Origin of the sequence: Collimonas silvisoli (assembly GCF_018305005.1) — a bacterium.
GTDB lineage: Bacteria > Pseudomonadota > Gammaproteobacteria > Burkholderiales > Burkholderiaceae_D > Collimonas > Collimonas silvisoli.
In genome coordinates this window covers 1-17757 of the sequence record NZ_JAGQEG010000034.1, presented here as the reverse complement: position 1 = coordinate 17757, position 17757 = coordinate 1, and the positions used below count along the sequence as shown (strand labels likewise).

18 protein-coding genes and 2 tRNA genes are annotated in these 17757 nt (G+C 56.2%); all 20 read left to right on the top strand.

Annotated elements, in window-relative coordinates:
* Positions 1-22 precede the first annotated feature (22 nt).
* The 20 genes from fabF (at position 23) to KHU33_RS11295 (ending at position 17744) form a co-directional block, all read left to right on the top strand.
* Positions 23-1264, top strand: a complete 1242-nt coding sequence (gene fabF / locus KHU33_RS11390) for a beta-ketoacyl-ACP synthase II (protein WP_211462966.1) — start codon at positions 23-25, stop codon at positions 1262-1264.
* Between the two features lie 64 nt (positions 1265-1328).
* Complete coding sequence (locus tag KHU33_RS11385; protein WP_211462965.1) at positions 1329-1832, top strand: flagellar hook-length control protein; 504 nt, start codon at positions 1329-1331, stop codon at positions 1830-1832.
* An 81-nt stretch (positions 1833-1913) separates the two neighbouring features.
* Positions 1914-2516 carry an RNA polymerase sigma factor RpoE gene (gene rpoE, locus KHU33_RS11380; protein ID WP_014006857.1) on the top strand — a complete coding sequence of 201 codons (603 nt, stop codon included), beginning with the start codon at positions 1914-1916 and terminating at the stop codon, positions 2514-2516.
* A 55-nt stretch (positions 2517-2571) separates the two neighbouring features.
* Complete coding sequence (locus KHU33_RS11375; protein ID WP_211462964.1) at positions 2572-3201, top strand: sigma-E factor negative regulatory protein; 630 nt, start codon at positions 2572-2574, stop codon at positions 3199-3201.
* A 1-nt stretch (position 3202) separates the two neighbouring features.
* Positions 3203-4237: a MucB/RseB C-terminal domain-containing protein gene (locus KHU33_RS11370; RefSeq protein WP_211462994.1), complete on the top strand. Its 1035-nt coding sequence runs from the start codon at positions 3203-3205 to the stop codon at positions 4235-4237.
* Positions 4238-4249: 12 nt separating this feature from the next.
* Positions 4250-5740 carry a DegQ family serine endoprotease gene (locus tag KHU33_RS11365; RefSeq protein ID WP_407928274.1) on the top strand — a complete coding sequence of 497 codons (1491 nt, stop codon included), beginning with the start codon at positions 4250-4252 and terminating at the stop codon, positions 5738-5740.
* A gap of 93 nt (positions 5741-5833) precedes the next feature.
* The gene (locus KHU33_RS11360; RefSeq protein WP_211462963.1) at positions 5834-6112 is read left to right on the top strand and encodes a glutaredoxin family protein; all 279 of its coding nucleotides are present in this window, start codon (positions 5834-5836) and stop codon (positions 6110-6112) included.
* Positions 6113-6473: 361 nt separating this feature from the next.
* Positions 6474-8267, top strand: coding sequence for a translation elongation factor 4 (gene lepA / locus KHU33_RS11355; protein WP_211462962.1), 1794 nt, complete (start codon positions 6474-6476; stop codon positions 8265-8267).
* On the top strand, positions 8264-9181 hold the full coding sequence (gene lepB, locus KHU33_RS11350) for a signal peptidase I (RefSeq protein ID WP_211462961.1): 918 nt from the start codon (positions 8264-8266) through the stop codon (positions 9179-9181). Before lepA ends, lepB begins: the two co-directional genes overlap by 4 nt.
* A 19-nt stretch (positions 9182-9200) precedes the next feature.
* Entirely contained in the window at positions 9201-9569 is a 369-nt protein-coding gene (locus KHU33_RS11345) for a DUF4845 domain-containing protein (RefSeq protein WP_211462960.1), read from the top strand.
* A gap of 62 nt (positions 9570-9631) precedes the next feature.
* Positions 9632-10663: a ribonuclease III gene (rnc, locus tag KHU33_RS11340; RefSeq protein ID WP_211462959.1), complete on the top strand. Its 1032-nt coding sequence runs from the start codon at positions 9632-9634 to the stop codon at positions 10661-10663.
* A complete protein-coding gene (gene era, locus KHU33_RS11335) occupies positions 10660-11580 on the top strand; it encodes a GTPase Era (protein ID WP_211462958.1) in 921 nt (306 codons plus the stop codon). Before rnc ends, era begins: the two co-directional genes overlap by 4 nt.
* 27 nt (positions 11581-11607) lie before the next feature.
* Positions 11608-12477: a DNA repair protein RecO gene (recO, locus tag KHU33_RS11330; protein ID WP_211462957.1), complete on the top strand. Its 870-nt coding sequence runs from the start codon at positions 11608-11610 to the stop codon at positions 12475-12477.
* Between the two features lie 51 nt (positions 12478-12528).
* A complete protein-coding gene (pdxJ, locus tag KHU33_RS11325) occupies positions 12529-13287 on the top strand; it encodes a pyridoxine 5'-phosphate synthase (RefSeq protein WP_211462956.1) in 759 nt (252 codons plus the stop codon).
* Between the two features lie 11 nt (positions 13288-13298).
* Positions 13299-13691, top strand: coding sequence for a holo-ACP synthase (gene acpS / locus KHU33_RS11320; protein WP_211462955.1), 393 nt, complete (start codon positions 13299-13301; stop codon positions 13689-13691).
* Positions 13688-14734 carry a beta-N-acetylhexosaminidase gene (gene nagZ, locus KHU33_RS11315; protein ID WP_211462954.1) on the top strand — a complete coding sequence of 349 codons (1047 nt, stop codon included), beginning with the start codon at positions 13688-13690 and terminating at the stop codon, positions 14732-14734. The genes acpS and nagZ overlap by 4 nt, the downstream gene beginning before the upstream one ends.
* Before the next feature lie 42 nt (positions 14735-14776).
* Positions 14777-16639 (top strand): excinuclease ABC subunit UvrC, encoded by a 1863-nt coding sequence (gene uvrC / locus KHU33_RS11310; protein WP_211462992.1) that lies wholly within the window; start codon positions 14777-14779, stop codon positions 16637-16639.
* Positions 16640-16766: 127 nt separating this feature from the next.
* Positions 16767-17360, top strand: a complete 594-nt coding sequence (gene pgsA / locus KHU33_RS11305; RefSeq protein ID WP_211462953.1) for a CDP-diacylglycerol--glycerol-3-phosphate 3-phosphatidyltransferase — start codon at positions 16767-16769, stop codon at positions 17358-17360.
* Positions 17361-17474: 114 nt separating this feature from the next.
* Positions 17475-17550 (top strand) — tRNA-Gly (locus tag KHU33_RS11300).
* A gap of 120 nt (positions 17551-17670) precedes the next feature.
* Positions 17671-17744, top strand: a tRNA-Cys gene (locus KHU33_RS11295).
* The last annotated feature ends 13 nt before the right edge of the window (positions 17745-17757 follow it).

The following is a 17757-nucleotide window of genomic DNA, read 5'->3' as shown; positions in this document are numbered from 1 at the left end:
TGAATGTATCCAGGAGAACCGCTTGAGCCGCACACGTGAACGCCGCGTTGTGATAACTGGCCTGGGTTGCATTTCACCGGTCGGCAATACGATTGCCGATGCGTGGAGTGCGATTATCTCAGGCAAATCAGGGATCGCAGCCATCACTAAGTTTGACGCCACCGCTTTTTCCACGCGTTTTGCGGGGGAAGTGAAGGGTTTCAATATCGAAGATTACATTCCTGCCAAAGAAGCACGGCATATGGATACTTTTATCCACTATGGCATGGCGGCGGGGATGCAGGCGATGCAAGATAGTGGCCTGGAAGTAACTGAAACTAATGCTGAGCGGATAGGCGTCATCATCGGCTCCGGCATTGGTGGCTTGCCGTTGATCGAAGAAACCCATGCTGAATTGACTAGTCGCGGCCCGCGCCGGATTAGCCCGTTCTTCATCCCGGCATCGATCATCAACATGATTTCCGGCAATCTGTCGATCAAATACGGTCTGAGAGGACCGAATCTGGCGATCGTCACTGCTTGCACCACAGGTTTGCACTGTATTGGCGCAGCCGGCCGCATGATTCAGTACGGCGACGCCGACGTGATGATTGCCGGCGGTGCTGAATCCAGCGTGTCTCCGCTCGGAGTCGGCGGCTTTGCGTCGGCGCGTGCCTTGTCGGCGCGTAACGACGATCCGGCCACCGCCTCACGTCCGTGGGACAAGGATAGAGACGGGTTTGTATTGGGCGAGGGCGCCGGTGTGCTGGTGCTCGAAGAATACGAACACGCCAAGGCGCGCGGCGCCAAGATTTACGCGGAACTGCTTGGCTTCGGCATGAGCGGCGACGCTTACCACATGACGGCGCCAAGCCTGGACGGCCCGCGCCGTTGCGTAGGCAGTGCCCTGCGCGACGCCGGCGTCAACGCCGACCAGGTGCAATACCTGAACGCGCACGGCACCTCGACGCCGTTGGGCGACAAGAATGAAACGGAAGCGATCAAGGCAGCTTTTGGCGACCACGCGTATAAGCTGGTGGTGAATTCGACCAAGTCGATGACCGGGCATTTGCTGGGCGGCGCCGGTGGCCTGGAGTCGGTGTTTACTGTGCTGGCTCTGCATAATCAAATCTCGCCGCCGACTACCAATATTTTCAATCAGGATCCGGAATGCGATCTTGATTACTGTGCCAATACCGCACGGGACATGAAAATAGACATCGCAGTCAAAAACTCATTCGGCTTTGGCGGCACGAATGGCACCCTGGTTTTTGGCAAAATCTAAATTTTTGCAACAGGCTTCGAACCGGTCTCCGCGGACGCCGGTTCGATATTCGTTTTAAGCTGCCATGATGTCGATCGCCCTGTCTGCCGTGATCCGGCCTTCCAAGGTCTTGTCAGCGATGGTGGCCTTGCAGTGCCTGCTGGCCGGCTCGATTGGCATCCTGATTGCCATTGGCGCTGTCGGTAACTTGCCGTTGCCCGAGCGCCTTGCTCTGGCTGGATTGTGTTTATTCGCCGCCATGTACGGAATAACGCGCTACTATCGCAGTAGGCAAGCAGTTCAAATCGATATTTCCGGAAGTGGCCGCATCAGAATTGCCGAGATGGCAACGGCACAAGTTCTGCCCGCCGCGAAACAGATACCATCAACAGCGAAGTTGCTTGAGGGTACTACTCTCTGGTCACATTTACTGCTGCTGCGCCTTCGATTGGATAGCGGCTCGGTCAGAACAATCGCTATACTGCCTGATTGTGTTTCCAACGATACTTTCAGAAATTTATCCGTGGCATGTCGCTGGATTGCCTCGCGGACGAATAAAACGGGATCCGCTGGATTGAATAATGAATAAGCATTTTCTTAGATTTTTATTATTGCTTACCATTTATTTCCGCGCCCGCATGCAAGTTGCAACAAAACAAGGGAATGGGGATTGACGACAGAACGCGAAATTGATCAACTGCTTGTCGAGCGCGTACAGCGTGGCGATAAGAAGGCGTTCGAGCTCTTGGTTATTAAATACCAACGCAAGCTGATGCGTCTTGTTTCGCGGCTGGTGCGCGATCAGGCAGAAGCTGAGGATGTTGTGCAGGAAGCCTTTATCAAAGCTTACCGGGCGCTGCCTCAGTTTAGGGGCGACTCTGCCTTCTATACCTGGCTGTATCGGATTGGCATTAATACTGCTAAGAACTATTTAGTCACCCAGGGGCGCAGAGCTCCCACCTCAACCGAGGCAAATTCAGAGGAAGCAGAAACTTTTGACGACGGCGAGCAACTAAGGGATATAAACACCCCCGAATCTTTGCTGGCCACCAAGCAGATAGCGCAAACCGTGAATACTGCGATGGAGGCTCTGCCGGCAGAGTTGCGTACGGCGATTACCTTGCGCGAGATCGAGGGCTTGAGTTATGACGAAATTGCTGAGGCAATGGGATGTCCGATAGGAACGGTGCGCAGTCGGATATTTAGGGCACGGGAAGCTATCGCAGATAAGTTGAGGCCGTTGCTGGATACGGCCATCGACAAACGTTGGTAAAAAAAGATAGTGGTTTTTCGGGAACGAAGGGGTTGGCCAGGTTTTAAGGTGACTTATGAATACCAAAGATATGACCCAAGAGCAGATTTCTGCCTTGGCTGATGGGGAGTTATCCAGTGCCTATGTGGATATGGCGCTGGCGGCTTTGCGTCAAACGGAAGGTCGCGACACATGGGACGTCTATCACCAGATAGGCGACATCATGCGCTCGGACGATATGGCGCTGACCATGAGTCCGGATTTTTTCAGCCGCATGACGGCGCGGCTGGACGCTGAGCCGACTATCATTGCAGCACCTTTGGCCGCCACCTTGCAGCCTTCCGAGCATATCGCTGTGGGTGGCGGCCAGCCTCTGCGCGTCGGTGTGGCGGGCGTCAGACATTCCATCAGGCGCTTTGCCTTGCCGGGAATGGCGGCCGCGGCAGTAGCGGCTGCGGCGTTTATCATTACGCCGCAAACGATGGTAGTCCGCGGTCCGGCGCCTACTGTGGCGGCAACGCCGCAACTGGCCCTGGCGTCTGCGTCAGCGGTCGGTGACGATCATGTCGTCACGCATGCCGGAGATGTGTTACGGGATTCGCGAATGGATGAATACCTGACGGCGCATCAACGTTTTTCTCCTTCTCTTTATAGCGCTGCGCAATACGCACGGCCGGCTACATTTGCACCTGATGCTGATAACTAATATGCGGCAGACGCGGGTTTTGCTGGGAGTTGCTCTGTCGCTGGTCATGGTGCTTTCCGCGAGTGCGGAAAGCATGGATTCCGTAAATGCGGCTGACAAGCAGGAGGCGCAGACGCTGCTGAAAAAAATCCAGTCGGCCGCGCAGAGACTGAATTATTCCGGGACTTTCGTCTATCAGCAGGCGAATCAGATACGTACCTCGCGTATCACACATGTGCTTGAGGGCCGGAACGAAGTAGAGAAGCTAGAGATTCTCGATGGCCAGCCGCGCGAATATATCCGGCGTAACGAGGATGTCACCTGCTATATGCCGGAGACTAAAACCAAGATAGTCGAGAAGCGCGTCACGCAAGACGGTTTTCCTGCCATTCTGGCGGCGCTGCCGGCCGATTTGACCGATTATTACAATGTGAAAATGGGCGAGACCGGGCGCGTCGCCGGTTTCGATTGTCAGGCTGTGCTGCTGGAGCCCAAGGACAATATGCGCTATGGCTACAAGCTGTGGGCAGAAAAAAATTCCGGCTTGTTGCTGCGGGCGCAAACCTTGAACGGCAAGAATGAAATCGTCGAGCAGATTTCGTTTACCCAGATTGGCATAGGTAATGTCGATCACAGCCACCTGAAGCCGAGCTTTGGCAATACCAATAGCTGGCATACGGAAAGTAGCGTGATCAATCCGGCCAATCTGAACGAGTGGACGGTGACCGGCATGCCTGCCGGCTTCAAGAAAGTGCGCGAACTCAAGCGTATGGTGGCCGACGCGCCGCCCGCGAAGAGCGCCGCAGGCTTGTCGGCAGTGCCTGTAACGCCAGCGGTGCGACGTGAAGTTTCGCAGCTGATTTTTTCAGATGGACTGGTGGCGATTTCCATATTTATCGAACCTGGCAATCAAAGTCGTACCGAGGGATCTTTGCAGCAGGGAGCGTTAAATATCGTCGGTAAGCGGCAAGGTGATTATTGGCTGACGATTGTCGGCGATGTGCCGCCGGCGGCGATGAGGCAGGTGGCAAATTCGATTGAACTCAAAAACAAATAAAACTCTATGACTATGAAAACGCCAGGTCCGGTTAGTTACGTTTTATCTGCAATGGTTGTCAGTGCGACAGCCGCTTTTTTTGTTCCCGCCATGATGGGTGCCGGCCCGCAGGCAATCGCGGCGTCGGTATCCGGATTGCCGGACTTTACCGATATCGTCGAAAAAACCGGCCCTGCCGTGGTCAATATTCGTACCACTGAAAAAATCAAGGCCGGTTCCGGGCAAAGCGATTCAGGCGATCCTAGCGACGATGAAATGCAAGATTTCTTCCGCCGTTTTTTCGGGGTCCCGGTACCAAATGTGCCGCGCTCGCAAATTCCGGGTCAGCGTGGCCGCAAGGCTGATCCCAAGCAGCAGGAAGAAGTGCCGCGCGGCGTCGGTTCCGGTTTCGTGATTTCGGCCGATGGCTATGTCATGACCAACGCCCATGTGATCGACGGCGCCAGCGAAGTGTATGTGACGCTGACCGACAAACGCGAATTCAAGGCCAAGGTGATCGGCGCGGACACCCGCAGCGATGTCGCTTTGTTGAAAATCGACGGCGCCAATTTGCCGCGCTTGACGATCGGCGATTCCGACAAGATCAAGGCTGGTGAGTGGGTGCTGGCGATCGGCTCGCCGTTCGGCCTGGAAAATACCGTAACCGCCGGCATCATTTCGGCGAAAGCGCGCGATACCGGCGACTACCTGCCTTTGATCCAGACCGACGTTGCAGTCAACCCAGGCAATTCCGGCGGCCCGCTGATCAATATGCGCGGCGAAGTGGTTGGCATCAACTCGCAAATCTATAGCCGCTCGGGCGGCTTCATGGGGATTTCGTTTGCGGTGCCGATCGACGAAGCCATGCGCGTGTCGGAGCAGTTGAAAGCATCGGGTAAAGTGACCCGTGGCCGGATCGGCGTGCAGATCGGCGAAGTAACCAAGGACGTGGCTGAATCTCTGGGCCTGCCTAAGGCCGAGGGGGCATTGGTCGCCAGGGTTGAGGCTGACGGACCGGCTGCCAAGGCTGGCTTGCAGGCTGGCGACATCATCTTGAAATTTAACGGCGTGGCAATTGAAAAGGCTAACGATCTGCCGCGCTTGGTCGGCAATACCAAGCCGGGAGCACGCGGCACGATCAGCGTCTGGCGCAAGGGCAGCAGCCGCGACTTCCCGATCACGATCACGGAATTGGCGGCAGACAAAGTTGCCGCGGATGATGAGGCCAAGCCGAAGAAGGAGCAGGTTGCCAATGCGCTTGGTCTGACGGTCAGCGATTTGAGCGAAGCCAAGAAGAAAGAGCTGGGCATCGATGGCGGCGTGGTGATCGAGACTGCAGATGGTAGCGCCGCGCGAGTCGGTCTGCGTGCCGGCGACGTGGTGCAACGCTTGAATAATACCGATATCAAGGACGCCAAGCAGTTCAACGCCCTGGTTGCCAAGCTTGAGCCGAAAAAAATGGCGGTGCTGCTGGTGCGTCGCGGCGAGTCGTCGCAATTCGTGCCGCTGCGTCCAAATAACTGATTGGGCTGATCGCTGTTGTCCGGAGCTGCAGACCGTCGAGGTCTGCAGCTTTTTGTTTTTGCCGGCCATGTCTTCGGAGGCCCAGGAGTATCCATGTCAAAATCTCACTTCACTCTGTACGGCCGCTCTTACTGCCATCTCTGCGAAGACATGTTGCAGGCGCTGCTGGTTTTGCAGGCGCCCGATGAAAATGCTGTGGACCGCTTCAGCGTTGAATTGATCGATGTCGACGCGGATCCTGAACTGGTGGCTAGATATGATGAGTTAGTCCCCGTGCTTGTAGGAAGCAAGGACGGTCAGGCGTCGATGCAACTTTGTCACTATTTCCTTGATGTCGAGCTGGTGCAGAAATTTTTAGGCGAGGGCGATTGAGCCGAGCATTCCTGGGCATCAGGAAAAATGTGGATATGGCAAATTCATTTGCTATTTGGAAATAATATTTCACATACTCCTGCCAGAAAATATAAAAAGAGGCCCTCACGGCTCTCTGTTTAAGGTGTTTTTAAGATACTTGTAGGAGTATGTTGATAAATCGCTTTCCTTGCTATACTGGAAGGCAATATCTTCAGGCCTTTGATTTGTCGGTTTTCCCCTCTGAAATCCGGTAAAATGGCGGCACTGAATAACCTGTCATAAAAGGCGCTCGCCTGGGACACAAGTGCAGTGTTTCGTCAAATACGAAGCATTGCACTGAGCCCGGCTCAGAGCGCCTTTTTTGTAATCGCGTCTGTCAATGAACAACATCCGTAATTTCTCCATCATCGCCCACATCGACCACGGTAAATCTACCCTGGCGGACCGCATCATCCAATCTTGCGGCGGCTTGTCTGATCGTGAAATGGAAGCCCAGGTACTCGACTCAATGGATATTGAGCGCGAGCGCGGCATCACGATCAAGGCCCAGACCGCGGCGCTGTCCTACAAGGCGCTGGATGGACAGATCTACAATCTGAACCTGATCGATACTCCGGGCCACGTCGATTTCAGCTACGAAGTCAGCCGCTCGCTGTCCGCCTGCGAAGGCGCGCTGCTGGTGGTCGACGCCTCGCAAGGGGTGGAAGCCCAGACCGTGGCCAACTGCTATACCGCGCTCGATCTCGGTGTCGAAGTAGTGCCGGTATTGAACAAGATCGACCTGCCTTCGGCCGATCCTGACAACGCGATTGCCGAAATCGAAGACGTGATCGGGATCGACGCCCACGACGCCGTGCATTGCTCGGCCAAGACCGGGCTCGGCGTGCGTGAAGTATTGGAGTCGCTGATTATCAAAGTGCCGCCGCCGAAAGGCGATCCCGACGCACCTTTGCAAGCCTTGATTGTCGATTCCTGGTTCGATAATTATGTCGGCGTCGTCATGCTGGTGCGTATCAAGAACGGCACTTTGCGACCGAAGGACAAGATCCTGCTGATGGCTACCGGCTCCCAGCATCTGACCGAAAGCGTCGGCGTGTTCACGCCTAAATCGCAGTCGCGCGAATCGCTTTCCGCCGGCCAGGTGGGTTTCATCATTGCCGGCATCAAGGAATTGAAAGCGGCCAAGGTGGGCGACACGGTAACGCTCGCTTCCAAGCCTGCGGCCGAAGCCTTGCCCGGCTTCAAGGAAGTGCAGCCGCAAGTGTTTGCCGGCCTGTTCCCGGTCGAAGCCAACCAGTACGATGCGCTGCGCGACTCGCTGGAAAAACTCAAGCTGAACGACGCTGCCCTGCAATATGAGCCTGAAGTATCGCAAGCGCTGGGCTTCGGCTTCCGCTGCGGCTTCCTCGGCTTGCTGCATATGGAAATCGTCCAGGAGCGCCTCGAACGCGAGTTCGATATGGACTTGATCACCACGGCGCCTACCGTGATCTACGAAGTGGTGAAGCGCGACGGCAGCATCATGCTGGTGGATAACCCGTCGAAGATGCCCGATCCGTCGAATATCGAAGAAGTGCGCGAGCCTATCGTCACGGTCAATCTGTACATGCCGCAAGAGTATGTGGGCTCGGTGATCACGCTGTGCACCCAGAAGCGCGGGCAGCAGGTCGACATGAGTTATCACGGCAAACAGGTCAAGCTGACCTATGAAATCCCGATGGCCGAGGTGGTGCTCGATTTCTTCGATCGCCTGAAGTCGACCTCGCGCGGTTATGCCTCGATGGACTATGAGTTCAAGGAATATCGCTCAGCCGACGTGGTCAAGGTCGACATGCTGATCAATAGCGAAAAAGTCGATGCGCTGGCGATCATTGTGCACCGCGCCAACAGCCAGTACCGCGGCCGCGCGGTCGCCGCCAAGATGCGCGAACTGATTCCGCGCCAGATGTTCGACGTCGCCATCCAGGCGGCAATCGGCGCCAATATCATTTCGCGTGAAAACGTCAAGGCCCTGCGCAAGAACGTGCTGGCCAAATGCTACGGCGGCGATATCAGCCGTAAGCGGAAATTGCTGGAAAAGCAGAAGGCCGGTAAAAAGCGGATGAAGCAAGTGGGTTCCGTCGAGATCCCGCAAGAAGCATTCCTGGCAATTTTACAAGTGGATGAAAAATGACATTGCAATCAATCTTAGGAAATTTCGCGTTAATTCTGTTTGTCTTGACGGTTGTCACCGGCGTCATCTGGTTTTTTGACCGCTTCTACCTGAGCGCGCAACGGCGTGTCAAAGCCGATGCAGCGCTGTCCGAGTTCGACGCCCGCAACGCCAAGCTGAGCGCCGACGGCATCAAGCTTGAAAACAGCGGCCGCGCCGTGCTGGAAGCAAACCTGTTGCGCCAGCCGACCTGGGTTGAGTATTCCGGCAGCTTTTTCCCGGTGATCGCCATGGTGTTCTTTTTGCGCTCGTTCCTGTATGAGCCGTTCAAGATCCCATCCAGTTCGATGGTGCCGACGCTGCTGGTGGGCGACCTGATCCTGGTCAACAAGTTTACTTACGGCGTCCGTCTGCCGATCATCAATAAAAAAGTGATCGAAATGAATCATCCGCAGCGCGGCGACGTCATGGTGTTCAAATATCCGAAGGATATGTCGCTCGATTACATCAAGCGCGTGGTTGGGGTGCCCGGTGATAAAATAACCTACCGAAACAAGCGCTTAACAATTAACGGTCAAGCTCTTTCTTATGCGCCATTGCCGGATTATCTGAATGAAGACAGCCTGGATTACTCCCAGCAATTCACGGAAAACCTGTCAAACGTGCAACATACGATCGCTGTGCGCAATGGCCGGCCGCCGATTTCGCTGGAGGGGGTCATGGATTTCCCTAACAAGGATGCCTGTTCCTATAACCCGGAAGGCTTTACCTGTATCGTTCCTGCTGGAAATTATTTCATGATGGGGGATAATCGGGATAACAGCGAAGACAGCCGTTACTGGGGATTTGTACCGGATGAAAATATTGTTGGAAAAGCATTTTTAGTCTGGATGAATTTGGGTAATTTCAAACGTATCGGCACTTTCTTTAAATAAACCAAAGATGGAGTCAGGGATGACAAGAATTTCCGGATCAACACGGAAGCAGCAAGGCATTACATTATTCGGCTTGATCGTTGTTCTAGCGGTTCTCGGCTGTATTGGCGTGCTGGTGGCCAAGGTGACGCCGACTACGATCGAATATTTTTCTATCAAAAAAGCGATAGCCAGCGCCAGAACGGCCGGCACCACGGTACAGGAAATTCAGAACGCGTTTAACAAGCAGGCCGAGGTTGGCTATATCGATGCGATTTCAGGGAAAGACCTGGAGATTACCAAGAACGGCGACGATATCCAGATCAGCTTTGCGTACCAGAAAAAAATCCCGCTGGTCGGACCAATCAGCTTGTTGATCGATTATGCGGGCAGCACCGCCAAGTCTTGAGAGGTGTTGAACCAGGTGTTGAACAATCACAGCGGACGACAACCGTAAACGTCGACGAAAAAATGGACCTCATGTTATTGCAAAATCGGCTAGGCCACACTTTTAAGGATGCTACTTTATTGCAGCAGGCCTTGACGCATCGCAGCCATAGCACCTTGCATAACGAACGGTTGGAATTCCTCGGCGATTCGATTTTGAACTGCGTCGTCGCGTCATTATTGTTTGACCGCTATACCAAGATAGACGAAGGTGATTTGTCGCGTGTGCGCGCGAATCTGGTGAAGCAGCAATCGCTGTATGAAATTGCGCAAAGGCTGGAATTGTCGCAATTCCTGCGGCTGGGTGAGGGCGAGTTGAAATCCGGCGGCTTTCGCCGGCCTTCGATCCTGGCCGATACGCTGGAAGCGCTGTTCGGCGCGATTTTCCTGGACGCCGGTTTTGATGCAGCGCGCGATGTGATCCGCGCTTTATATATCCCGATCCTGGATACCGTCGATCCCAAGACCCTGGGCAAGGATGCAAAAACCCTGCTGCAGGAATACCTGCAAGGGAAGAAAATCGCCTTGCCGCAATACAATGTCGTGGCTACCCACGGCGCTGCGCACAATCAGGAATTTGAAATCGAATGCCTGGTGCCGAAGCTGGATATCCAGGTATTCGGCAATGGCGGCAGCCGTCGCGCGGGCGAGCAGGCGGCGGCCAAGCTGGCGCTGGAAGCGGTGCAAAAAGCATTTGTGAAAGCACCTGCGGCGCCACGCAAAGCCAAGCCGCGCACGGCGCAACTGAAATTGAGCGGGATTGCGACGATTCAACCGGATGCACCCGAGGCCGCGCCGGATGAAGCAGCGAAACCTGTGGCGCCGCTCAAAGACAAGGGCCCGGCTGAGGTAGCGACGGTGGCGACAGCCAAGGCAGCAGCCAAGGCGCATGTGCCGGCAGTCAACGGCAGCGCTGAATTAGCCGCCCCAGCCGCTCCGTCCAAGCTCAATAACGCGGCCAGCTCCGCTGCAGAAACCGTAGTCGCCGGCAGCGCCGCCGCTGTAACTTCTTCTAATGCAACACCCCATACCACGAGTAAATCGAAAACCGCATGACAGACTCTACACCCCAGGCATCGACTGATGCCGCAGCTGATTTCCGTTGCGGCTACATAGCTATTGTCGGTCGCCCCAACGTAGGCAAGTCGACCTTGATGAACGAATTGATAGGCGCCAAGGTCAGCATTACCTCGCGCAAGGCGCAGACTACGCGCCATCGGATTACCGGGATTCAGACCGTGGCCGACACACAGTTTGTGTATGTCGATACGCCCGGCTTCCAGACCCGGCATTCGAATGCCCTGAACAAAACCCTGAACCGCACCGTGACCACGACGCTGACAGCGGCCGACGTCATTTTGTACATCATCGAAGCCGGTACCTTTGGTCCGGCCGATCAGCAAGTGATGGCTTTGTTGCCGGCCAATGTGCCTTGCATCCTGGTCATCAACAAATCGGATCGGGTCAAGGACAAGGCCGTATTGCTGCCGTTTGCCCAAAAAATCGCCGCCATGCGCGATTTCGCCGCGGTGGTGCCGGTGTCGGCCAAGCTGCGCTTCCAGCTGGATAATCTGCAAGGCGAAATCCGCAAACATCTGCCGGCAAATCCGCCCATGTTCGGTGAAGACGATATTACCGATCGCAGCGAGAAATTTCTCGCCGCCGAGATCGTGCGCGAAAAAGTATTCCGTTTTGTCGGCGATGAATTGCCTTATACCAGCACGGTACTGATCGAGAAATTCGAGCTTGAAGGCAATCTGCGCCGTGTGTTTGCGGCGATCCTGGTTGAGCGCGATACCCACAAGTCGATGGTGATCGGCCAGAAGGGCGCCCGCCTGAAGGACATTTCAACCCAGGCGCGGCTGGATATGGAACGCCTGTTCGGCGGCCCGGTGTATCTGGAAATCTGGGTCAAAGTGAAATCCGGCTGGGCCGATAACGAAGCCGGATTGCGCGCCTACGGCTACGAATAAGCCCGAATCTATACTCCACCACTGAGCATGAGCGTCATCATCGCAGACGATACCGCCGGAGAAGCAGCCATGCCGGCCACCGTGGTTGAGGAGCAATTGATCGCGGTCATCAGCGATGCTGCCGATGCTATCTCTGCTTCTACCCCTGGCTCTGCCAACCCGCCAAAACGCCGGGCTCGGCCACTCGATACCCGCGTCACGGCCCAACCCGGTTTCGTGCTGCACAGCTACCCGCACCGCGAAACCAGCCTGATCATCGATGTCTTTAGCCGCGATTACGGCCGTATCGCCCTGGTTGCCAAGGGCGCCAAACGTCCTCTGTCAAAATTGCGCGGCGTACTGCAAACCTTCCAGCCGCTGTCGCTGAGCTGGAGCGGCAAATCCGAAATCCGCACCTTGATCGCCGCCGAATGGGTAGGCGGCTTGCTGCCGCTGGAAAAATCGGCATTGCTGTGCGGTTTTTACTTGAATGAACTACTGGTCAAGCTGGTGGCGCGCGACGATCCGCATCCGGCATTGTTCGACCACTACGTCACCACACTGAATCAGCTGGCGCATCAGGAACCCGCGCCTATCGTCCTGCGCCAGTTCGAAAGAGCGCTGCTCAAGCAGACCGGGGTCGCAGGCGATTTCACCAGGTGCACCAGCAGCCGCCAGCCGGTCGATCCCGCCGAGAGTTACGTGGTCGATCCCGAACGCGGTCCGCGTCTTGCCCGAGCCGCCGATTCGTGGCCGCGCGTCAGCGGCAAGACCTTGCTGGACATGGAGCGGGAAGATTACAGCGATGCCGTCACCCAGGCCCAGAGCAAGGTGCTGATGCGCTTCCTGCTGGCTTATCATCTGGGCGGCGCGCCATTGAATACACGGCAGATTCTGATCGACCTGATGCAGCTGTAAGGGTGCAGATGACTGCCGCCGATAAAACCAACTCCACTACCTGAGCATACGATGAGCTATCTCAATCCTACATCGTCGATCATCGACCTTGGCATCAATATCGATCACGTCGCCACTTTGCGTAATGCACGCGGCACCACTTACCCCGATCCGCTGCAAGCCGCATTGCAGGCCGAAGAGGCGGGCGCCGATGCGATCACTTTGCACTTGCGCGAAGACCGGCGCCACATCAAGGATGCCGATGTCGAACAGATCCGGCCGCTATTGCGCACACGGATGAACCTGGAAGCGGCGGTGACCCAGGAAATGATCGATTTTTCCTGCAAGATCAAACCGCAGGATTCTTGCCTGGTGCCGGAGCGCCGGCATGAAATCACCACCGAGGGCGGGCTGGATGTCGTCAAATATTTCAGCCAGGTGCAGGCGGCGGTGCGTCAATTGCAGGCGGAAGGCATCCGTGTCAGCCTGTTCATCGACCCTGAAGCCGATCAGATCCAGGCCGCGGCAGAAGTCGGCGCGCCGGTGATCGAACTGCACACCGGGCGTTATGCCGAAGCGCATGACGAAGCCGAACAACGCAGCGAGCTGGAGCGGGTGCAAATCGCGGTACAGGAAGGCGTCAAACGCGGCCTCAAGGTTAACGCCGGGCATGGCCTGCATTACACCAACACCCAGGCAATTGCCGCGATTCCCGATATCGCCGAGTTGAATATCGGCCACGCCATCGTGGCGCATGCGGTGTTCGTTGGCTGGAAAGCCGCGGTCAGCGAAATGAAAGCCCTGATGGTGAAAGCGCGTGTGGGTAAATAGAAAGGCTTGCGATGATTTACGGCATCGGCACCGACATCATTCAGATCCCCCGGATAGCGGCGGCGCTGCAGCGTAACGGCGATCGTTTTGCGGAGAAAATCCTGGGTCCTCAGGAAATGCAAAAATACCTGCATCGCAAGGCCAAGGTAGAGGCGCTCGGGATTCGTTTTCTGGCGACACGCTTCGCCGCCAAAGAAGCGTTTTCCAAAGCGCTCGGGCTGGGCATGAAGATGCCGATGACCTGGCGCGCCATGCAAACCTTGAATGCGCCCAGCGGCAAGCCGATCGTGGTGGTCAACGCCGCGCTGGAAGAATACATGCAAAAGAACGGCTTGACCGCTCAGGTATCGATTACCGATGAGGTGGAATATGCGGTCGCCTTCGTCATCGTGGAGAAAACATGAGTAGTAACGGCAGCACCCAAGCGCCACTCGGTCCGGTCATGCTGGACGTGGCCGGCGCCAGCCTGAGCGCCGACGATATCCGTCGGATTCAGCATCCGCTCACCGGCGGCGTGATTCTGTTCACGCGCAATTACCAGGACCGAGCCCAGCTTACCGCGCTGACGGCGGCGATTCATGCGGCGCGGCCAGGCATATTGATTGCGGTCGATCATGAAGGCGGGCGGGTGCAGCGTTTCAGGACCGATGGTTTCACCCGTCTGCCGGCGATGCGCGTGCTCGGGCAAGAATGGGATCGCGATGTGCTGGCCGCGACCAAAGCGGCAACCGCGGTAGGTTTCGTGCTGGCAAGCGAGTTGCGCGCCTGCGGCGTCGACCTGTCGTTTACGCCGGTGCTTGATCTCGATTTCGGCGGTTCCAGCGTGATCGGCGAACGCGCTTTCCATCGCGATCCGCGCGTCGTCGCTTTGTTGGCGAAGAGCTTGAATCACGGCCTGGCGCTGGCCGGCATGGCTAATTGCGGCAAGCATTTCCCCGGCCATGGTTACGTGCAGGGCGATTCGCACGTCTCGCTGCCGGTCGACGAGCGTAGTCTGGCGCAGATCATGGAAGAAGATATCAAACCTTATGACTGGCTCGGCATGAGTCTGGCGGCGGTAATGCCGGCGCATGTGATTTATTCGAAGGTGGACCAGCACTCAGCCGGTTTTTCCAAAAAATGGCTGACCATCCTGCGCCAGGACATCGGTTTCAACGGCGTGATTTTCAGCGACGATCTGAGCATGGAAGCTGCCGCTTCGGCCGGCGGTGTGCTGGATGGCGCCAAGGCGGCATTGGCAGCCGGTTGCGATGTGGTCCTGATTTGCAATTCGCCGGATAAGGCGGACCAGCTGCTGGCCGGCTTAAATATTGCCGGCGACGATGCCGCCGCATCCCGCGCACGCCTGACGGCTCTGCTGCCGCAAACAGCCGCATTGGAGTGGGACGCACTGCAAGCGGATGCGCGTTATCTGGCCGCCAGATCGTTGCTGCAATCATTGCTATGATGGATGGATGATTGAGAGCATTGCATCATGACTGAAGCTGAAATCGCCGATATTCCCGATCCGCGCACTGTGGTGCTTGAGACCGTCGCCAAGTTGCCGAATCTGCCCGGCGTGTATCGCTATTTCGATGCCGCCGACAACATCCTGTATGTCGGCAAGGCGCGCGATCTGAAGAAACGGGTATCGAGTTATTTTCAAAAGAATCTCGCCAGCCCGCGCACCGCCATGATGGTCGAGCGCATCGCCCGGCTGGAGACCACGGTGACGCGCAGCGAGGCGGAAGCCTTGATCCTGGAAAGCAATCTGATCAAGTCTTTGCAGCCACGCTACAACATTCTTTTCCGCGACGATAAATCCTATCCCTACCTGAAAATCAGCGGCCAGGAATATCCGCGCATGGCCTACTACCGTGGCGCCGTCGATAAAAAAAATCAGTATTTCGGGCCGTTTCCGAATGCCTGGGCGGTCAAGGAGTCGATGCAGATTTTGCAGAAGGTGTTTTTGTTGCGGACCTGTGAAGACAGCGTCTTCGCGAATCGCACCCGGCCCTGTTTGCTGCACCAGATCCAGCGTTGCAGCGCGCCCTGTGTGAATCTGGTCAGCCATGAAGATTACCTGACCGATGTCGATAACGCCGCCAAGTTTTTGCGTGGCCGGCAAACCGAGGTATTGACAGCGCTGGAGCAAAAGATGCACGCCTTTGCCGCCGAGCTGAAATTCGAACAGGCGGCGGCGGTGCGCAATCAGATCACCGCGCTGTCGCGGGTGCTGCATCAGCAAAGCATGGAAACCGTGGGCGACAGCGATATCGATATCGTCGCCGTGATCGTGCAGGGCGGACGTGCCTGCGTCAACCTGGCGATGGTGCGCGGCGGCCGCCATCTGGGCGATCGCGCCTATTTTCCGAGCCACGTCGAGGGCGCGCTGTCGAATCCGGAAGAAGTGCAGGGCGAGTCGATTGAAATTGCCGTGCTCAAGGCTTTTCTTGCACAGCACTACATCGATACTTTTATTCCCGGCACCTTGATCCTGAATATCGAATTCGACGAGCCGGCCCTGATGGTGGCGCTGATGGAGCAATGCGGCCATCGCATCAACCTGCTGTTCCAGCCGCAAGGACAACGCCGCCAATGGCTGGAGATGGCGCACAAGGGCGCTGAAATTTCGCTCGCCAGATTGCTGTCGGAGCAGGGCTCGCAACAATCCAGGACGCGCGCGCTGGTCGAGGTGCTCGGTCTTGAGGTCGAGGATATCGACAGTTTGCGCGCCGAGTGTTTCGATATCAGCCATACCTCGGGCGAGGCGACCCAGGCGTCTTGCGTGGTGTTCCATCATCACACCATGCAAAACGGCGAATACCGGCGCTACAACATCAAGGACATCACGCCCGGAGACGATTATGCAGCGATGCGCCAGGTGTTGATGCGGCGCTACGAGAAAGTGGCTAACGGCGACGGCGTGATGCCCGATATCGTGCTGATCGACGGCGGCAAAGGCCAGGTTGAAATGGCGCGCCAGGTGCTGGCTGAGCTCGGGCTGGATATCAGCCTGATTGTCGGTGTCGCCAAGGGCGAGGGGCGCAAGGTCGGGCTGGAAACGCTGATCTTCGCTGACGGCCGCGCCGCACGCGAGCTGGGCAAAGAATCTGCGGCGCTGATGCTGATCGCGCAGATTCGCGACGAGGCGCATCGCTTTGCCATCACCGGCATGCGCGCCAAGCGGGCCAAGGCGCGCCAGAGTTCACGGCTGGAAGAGATTGAAGGGATCGGCGCCAATCGCCGCCAGAAGCTGCTGGCGCGCTTTGGCGGCCTGCGTGGAGTGGCGGACGCCAGCATTGAAGATATCGCCTCGGTCGAGGGAATTTCGCGGCTGCTGGCGGAGGAAATCTACAAGCAGCTGCACTGAGTGCTGCAGAATGTTGCATGCGCGCTCTTTGCTTGTCGCTTTTGCAGGTTTTGTTTCCCAACTGCGGCATACTCCTAGATAATTAGAAGAGCTGTTCTCTTACCGATAAAACTATTCATGCCTTTTTATGCCCTTTAATATTCCGATTTTACTGACCTGGTTGCGGGTTGCATTGATCCCGTTGGTGGTCGGCGTTTTCTATCTCCCTGATCTCGGTTTTTCAACATTGCAGTTGGGCTTGATTTCCAGCGTCATTTTTATCGTTGCCGCAGTGACCGACTGGTTCGACGGTTTTCTGGCGCGGCGCTGGAATCAGACTTCGGCTTTCGGCGCTTTCCTGGACCCGGTAGCAGACAAGCTGATGGTCGCCGGCGCCTTGCTGGTGCTGGTGCATCTGGGCCGGGTCGATCCCATCATCGCGTTTGTGATCATCGGCCGTGAGATCGCGATCAGCGCCTTGCGTGAATGGATGGCGCAGATCGGCGCGTCGAAATCGGTGGCGGTCAGCTCCATCGGAAAAATTAAAACCACCGCACAGATGGTCGCGATCCCGATGTTGTTGTATTATGGCGGCCTGCTTGGCATCGATACCCGTTTTTGGGGGCAGGTGCTGCTGTTGATAGCTGCGGTTTTGACGGTGTGGTCCATGTTTTATTATTTGCGCAAAGCCTGGCCGCTGATCAAGGAAACTACCGCTGCAAAAGAAAGCAACAAGCAGTGAAGTGAAGGTCGGTGTCTTGAAAAAAATCTGATGAATATTTTTCGAAATTATTGACAAGCGCTGTAGAACAACTATAATGTCGTCTCTGTTGTTGATGCAGAACAAGAAGTAAATGCGGGAGTAGCTCAGTTGGTAGAGCGCAACCTTGCCAAGGTTGAGGTCGAGAGTTCGAGACTCTTCTCCCGCTCCAGATTCAAAAAAGGAAGCTGGAACAAGCTTCCTTTTTTTATGTGAAATCAGTAGCTGATCGATTGCCTAGTTGATGTTAGTCTAGCCAATGCTGCTTTGATTTTACGGCAGGTACACCCCAGGCGGGGTAGCAAAGTGGTTATGCAGCGGCCTGCAAAGCCGTTTACGCCGGTTCGATCCCGACCCCCGCCTCCAAAAAATAAAGCCC

What these genes read in the sequence shown, in the direction of transcription:
- rnc (WP_211462959.1), top strand. Translation starts at nt 9,632, where the DNA reads ATGGACCTCATGTTATTGCAAAATCGGCTAGGCCACACTTTTAAGGAT.
- pdxJ (WP_211462956.1), top strand. Translation starts at nt 12,529, where the DNA reads ATGAGCTATCTCAATCCTACATCGTCGATCATCGACCTTGGCATCAAT.
- recO (WP_211462957.1), top strand. Translation starts at nt 11,608, where the DNA reads ATGAGCGTCATCATCGCAGACGATACCGCCGGAGAAGCAGCCATGCCG.
- nagZ (WP_211462954.1), top strand. Translation starts at nt 13,688, where the DNA reads ATGAGTAGTAACGGCAGCACCCAAGCGCCACTCGGTCCGGTCATGCTG.
- lepB (WP_211462961.1), top strand. Translation starts at nt 8,264, where the DNA reads ATGACATTGCAATCAATCTTAGGAAATTTCGCGTTAATTCTGTTTGTC.
- lepA (WP_211462962.1), top strand. Translation starts at nt 6,474, where the DNA reads ATGAACAACATCCGTAATTTCTCCATCATCGCCCACATCGACCACGGT.
- KHU33_RS11360 (WP_211462963.1), top strand. Translation starts at nt 5,834, where the DNA reads ATGTCAAAATCTCACTTCACTCTGTACGGCCGCTCTTACTGCCATCTC.
- KHU33_RS11365 (WP_407928274.1), top strand. Translation starts at nt 4,250, where the DNA reads ATGAAAACGCCAGGTCCGGTTAGTTACGTTTTATCTGCAATGGTTGTC.
- KHU33_RS11370 (WP_211462994.1), top strand. Translation starts at nt 3,203, where the DNA reads ATGCGGCAGACGCGGGTTTTGCTGGGAGTTGCTCTGTCGCTGGTCATG.
- KHU33_RS11375 (WP_211462964.1), top strand. Translation starts at nt 2,572, where the DNA reads ATGAATACCAAAGATATGACCCAAGAGCAGATTTCTGCCTTGGCTGAT.
- KHU33_RS11385 (WP_211462965.1), top strand. Translation starts at nt 1,329, where the DNA reads ATGATGTCGATCGCCCTGTCTGCCGTGATCCGGCCTTCCAAGGTCTTG.
- era (WP_211462958.1), top strand. Translation starts at nt 10,660, where the DNA reads ATGACAGACTCTACACCCCAGGCATCGACTGATGCCGCAGCTGATTTC.
- KHU33_RS11345 (WP_211462960.1), top strand. Translation starts at nt 9,201, where the DNA reads ATGACAAGAATTTCCGGATCAACACGGAAGCAGCAAGGCATTACATTA.
- acpS (WP_211462955.1), top strand. Translation starts at nt 13,299, where the DNA reads ATGATTTACGGCATCGGCACCGACATCATTCAGATCCCCCGGATAGCG.
- pgsA (WP_211462953.1), top strand. Translation starts at nt 16,767, where the DNA reads ATGCCCTTTAATATTCCGATTTTACTGACCTGGTTGCGGGTTGCATTG.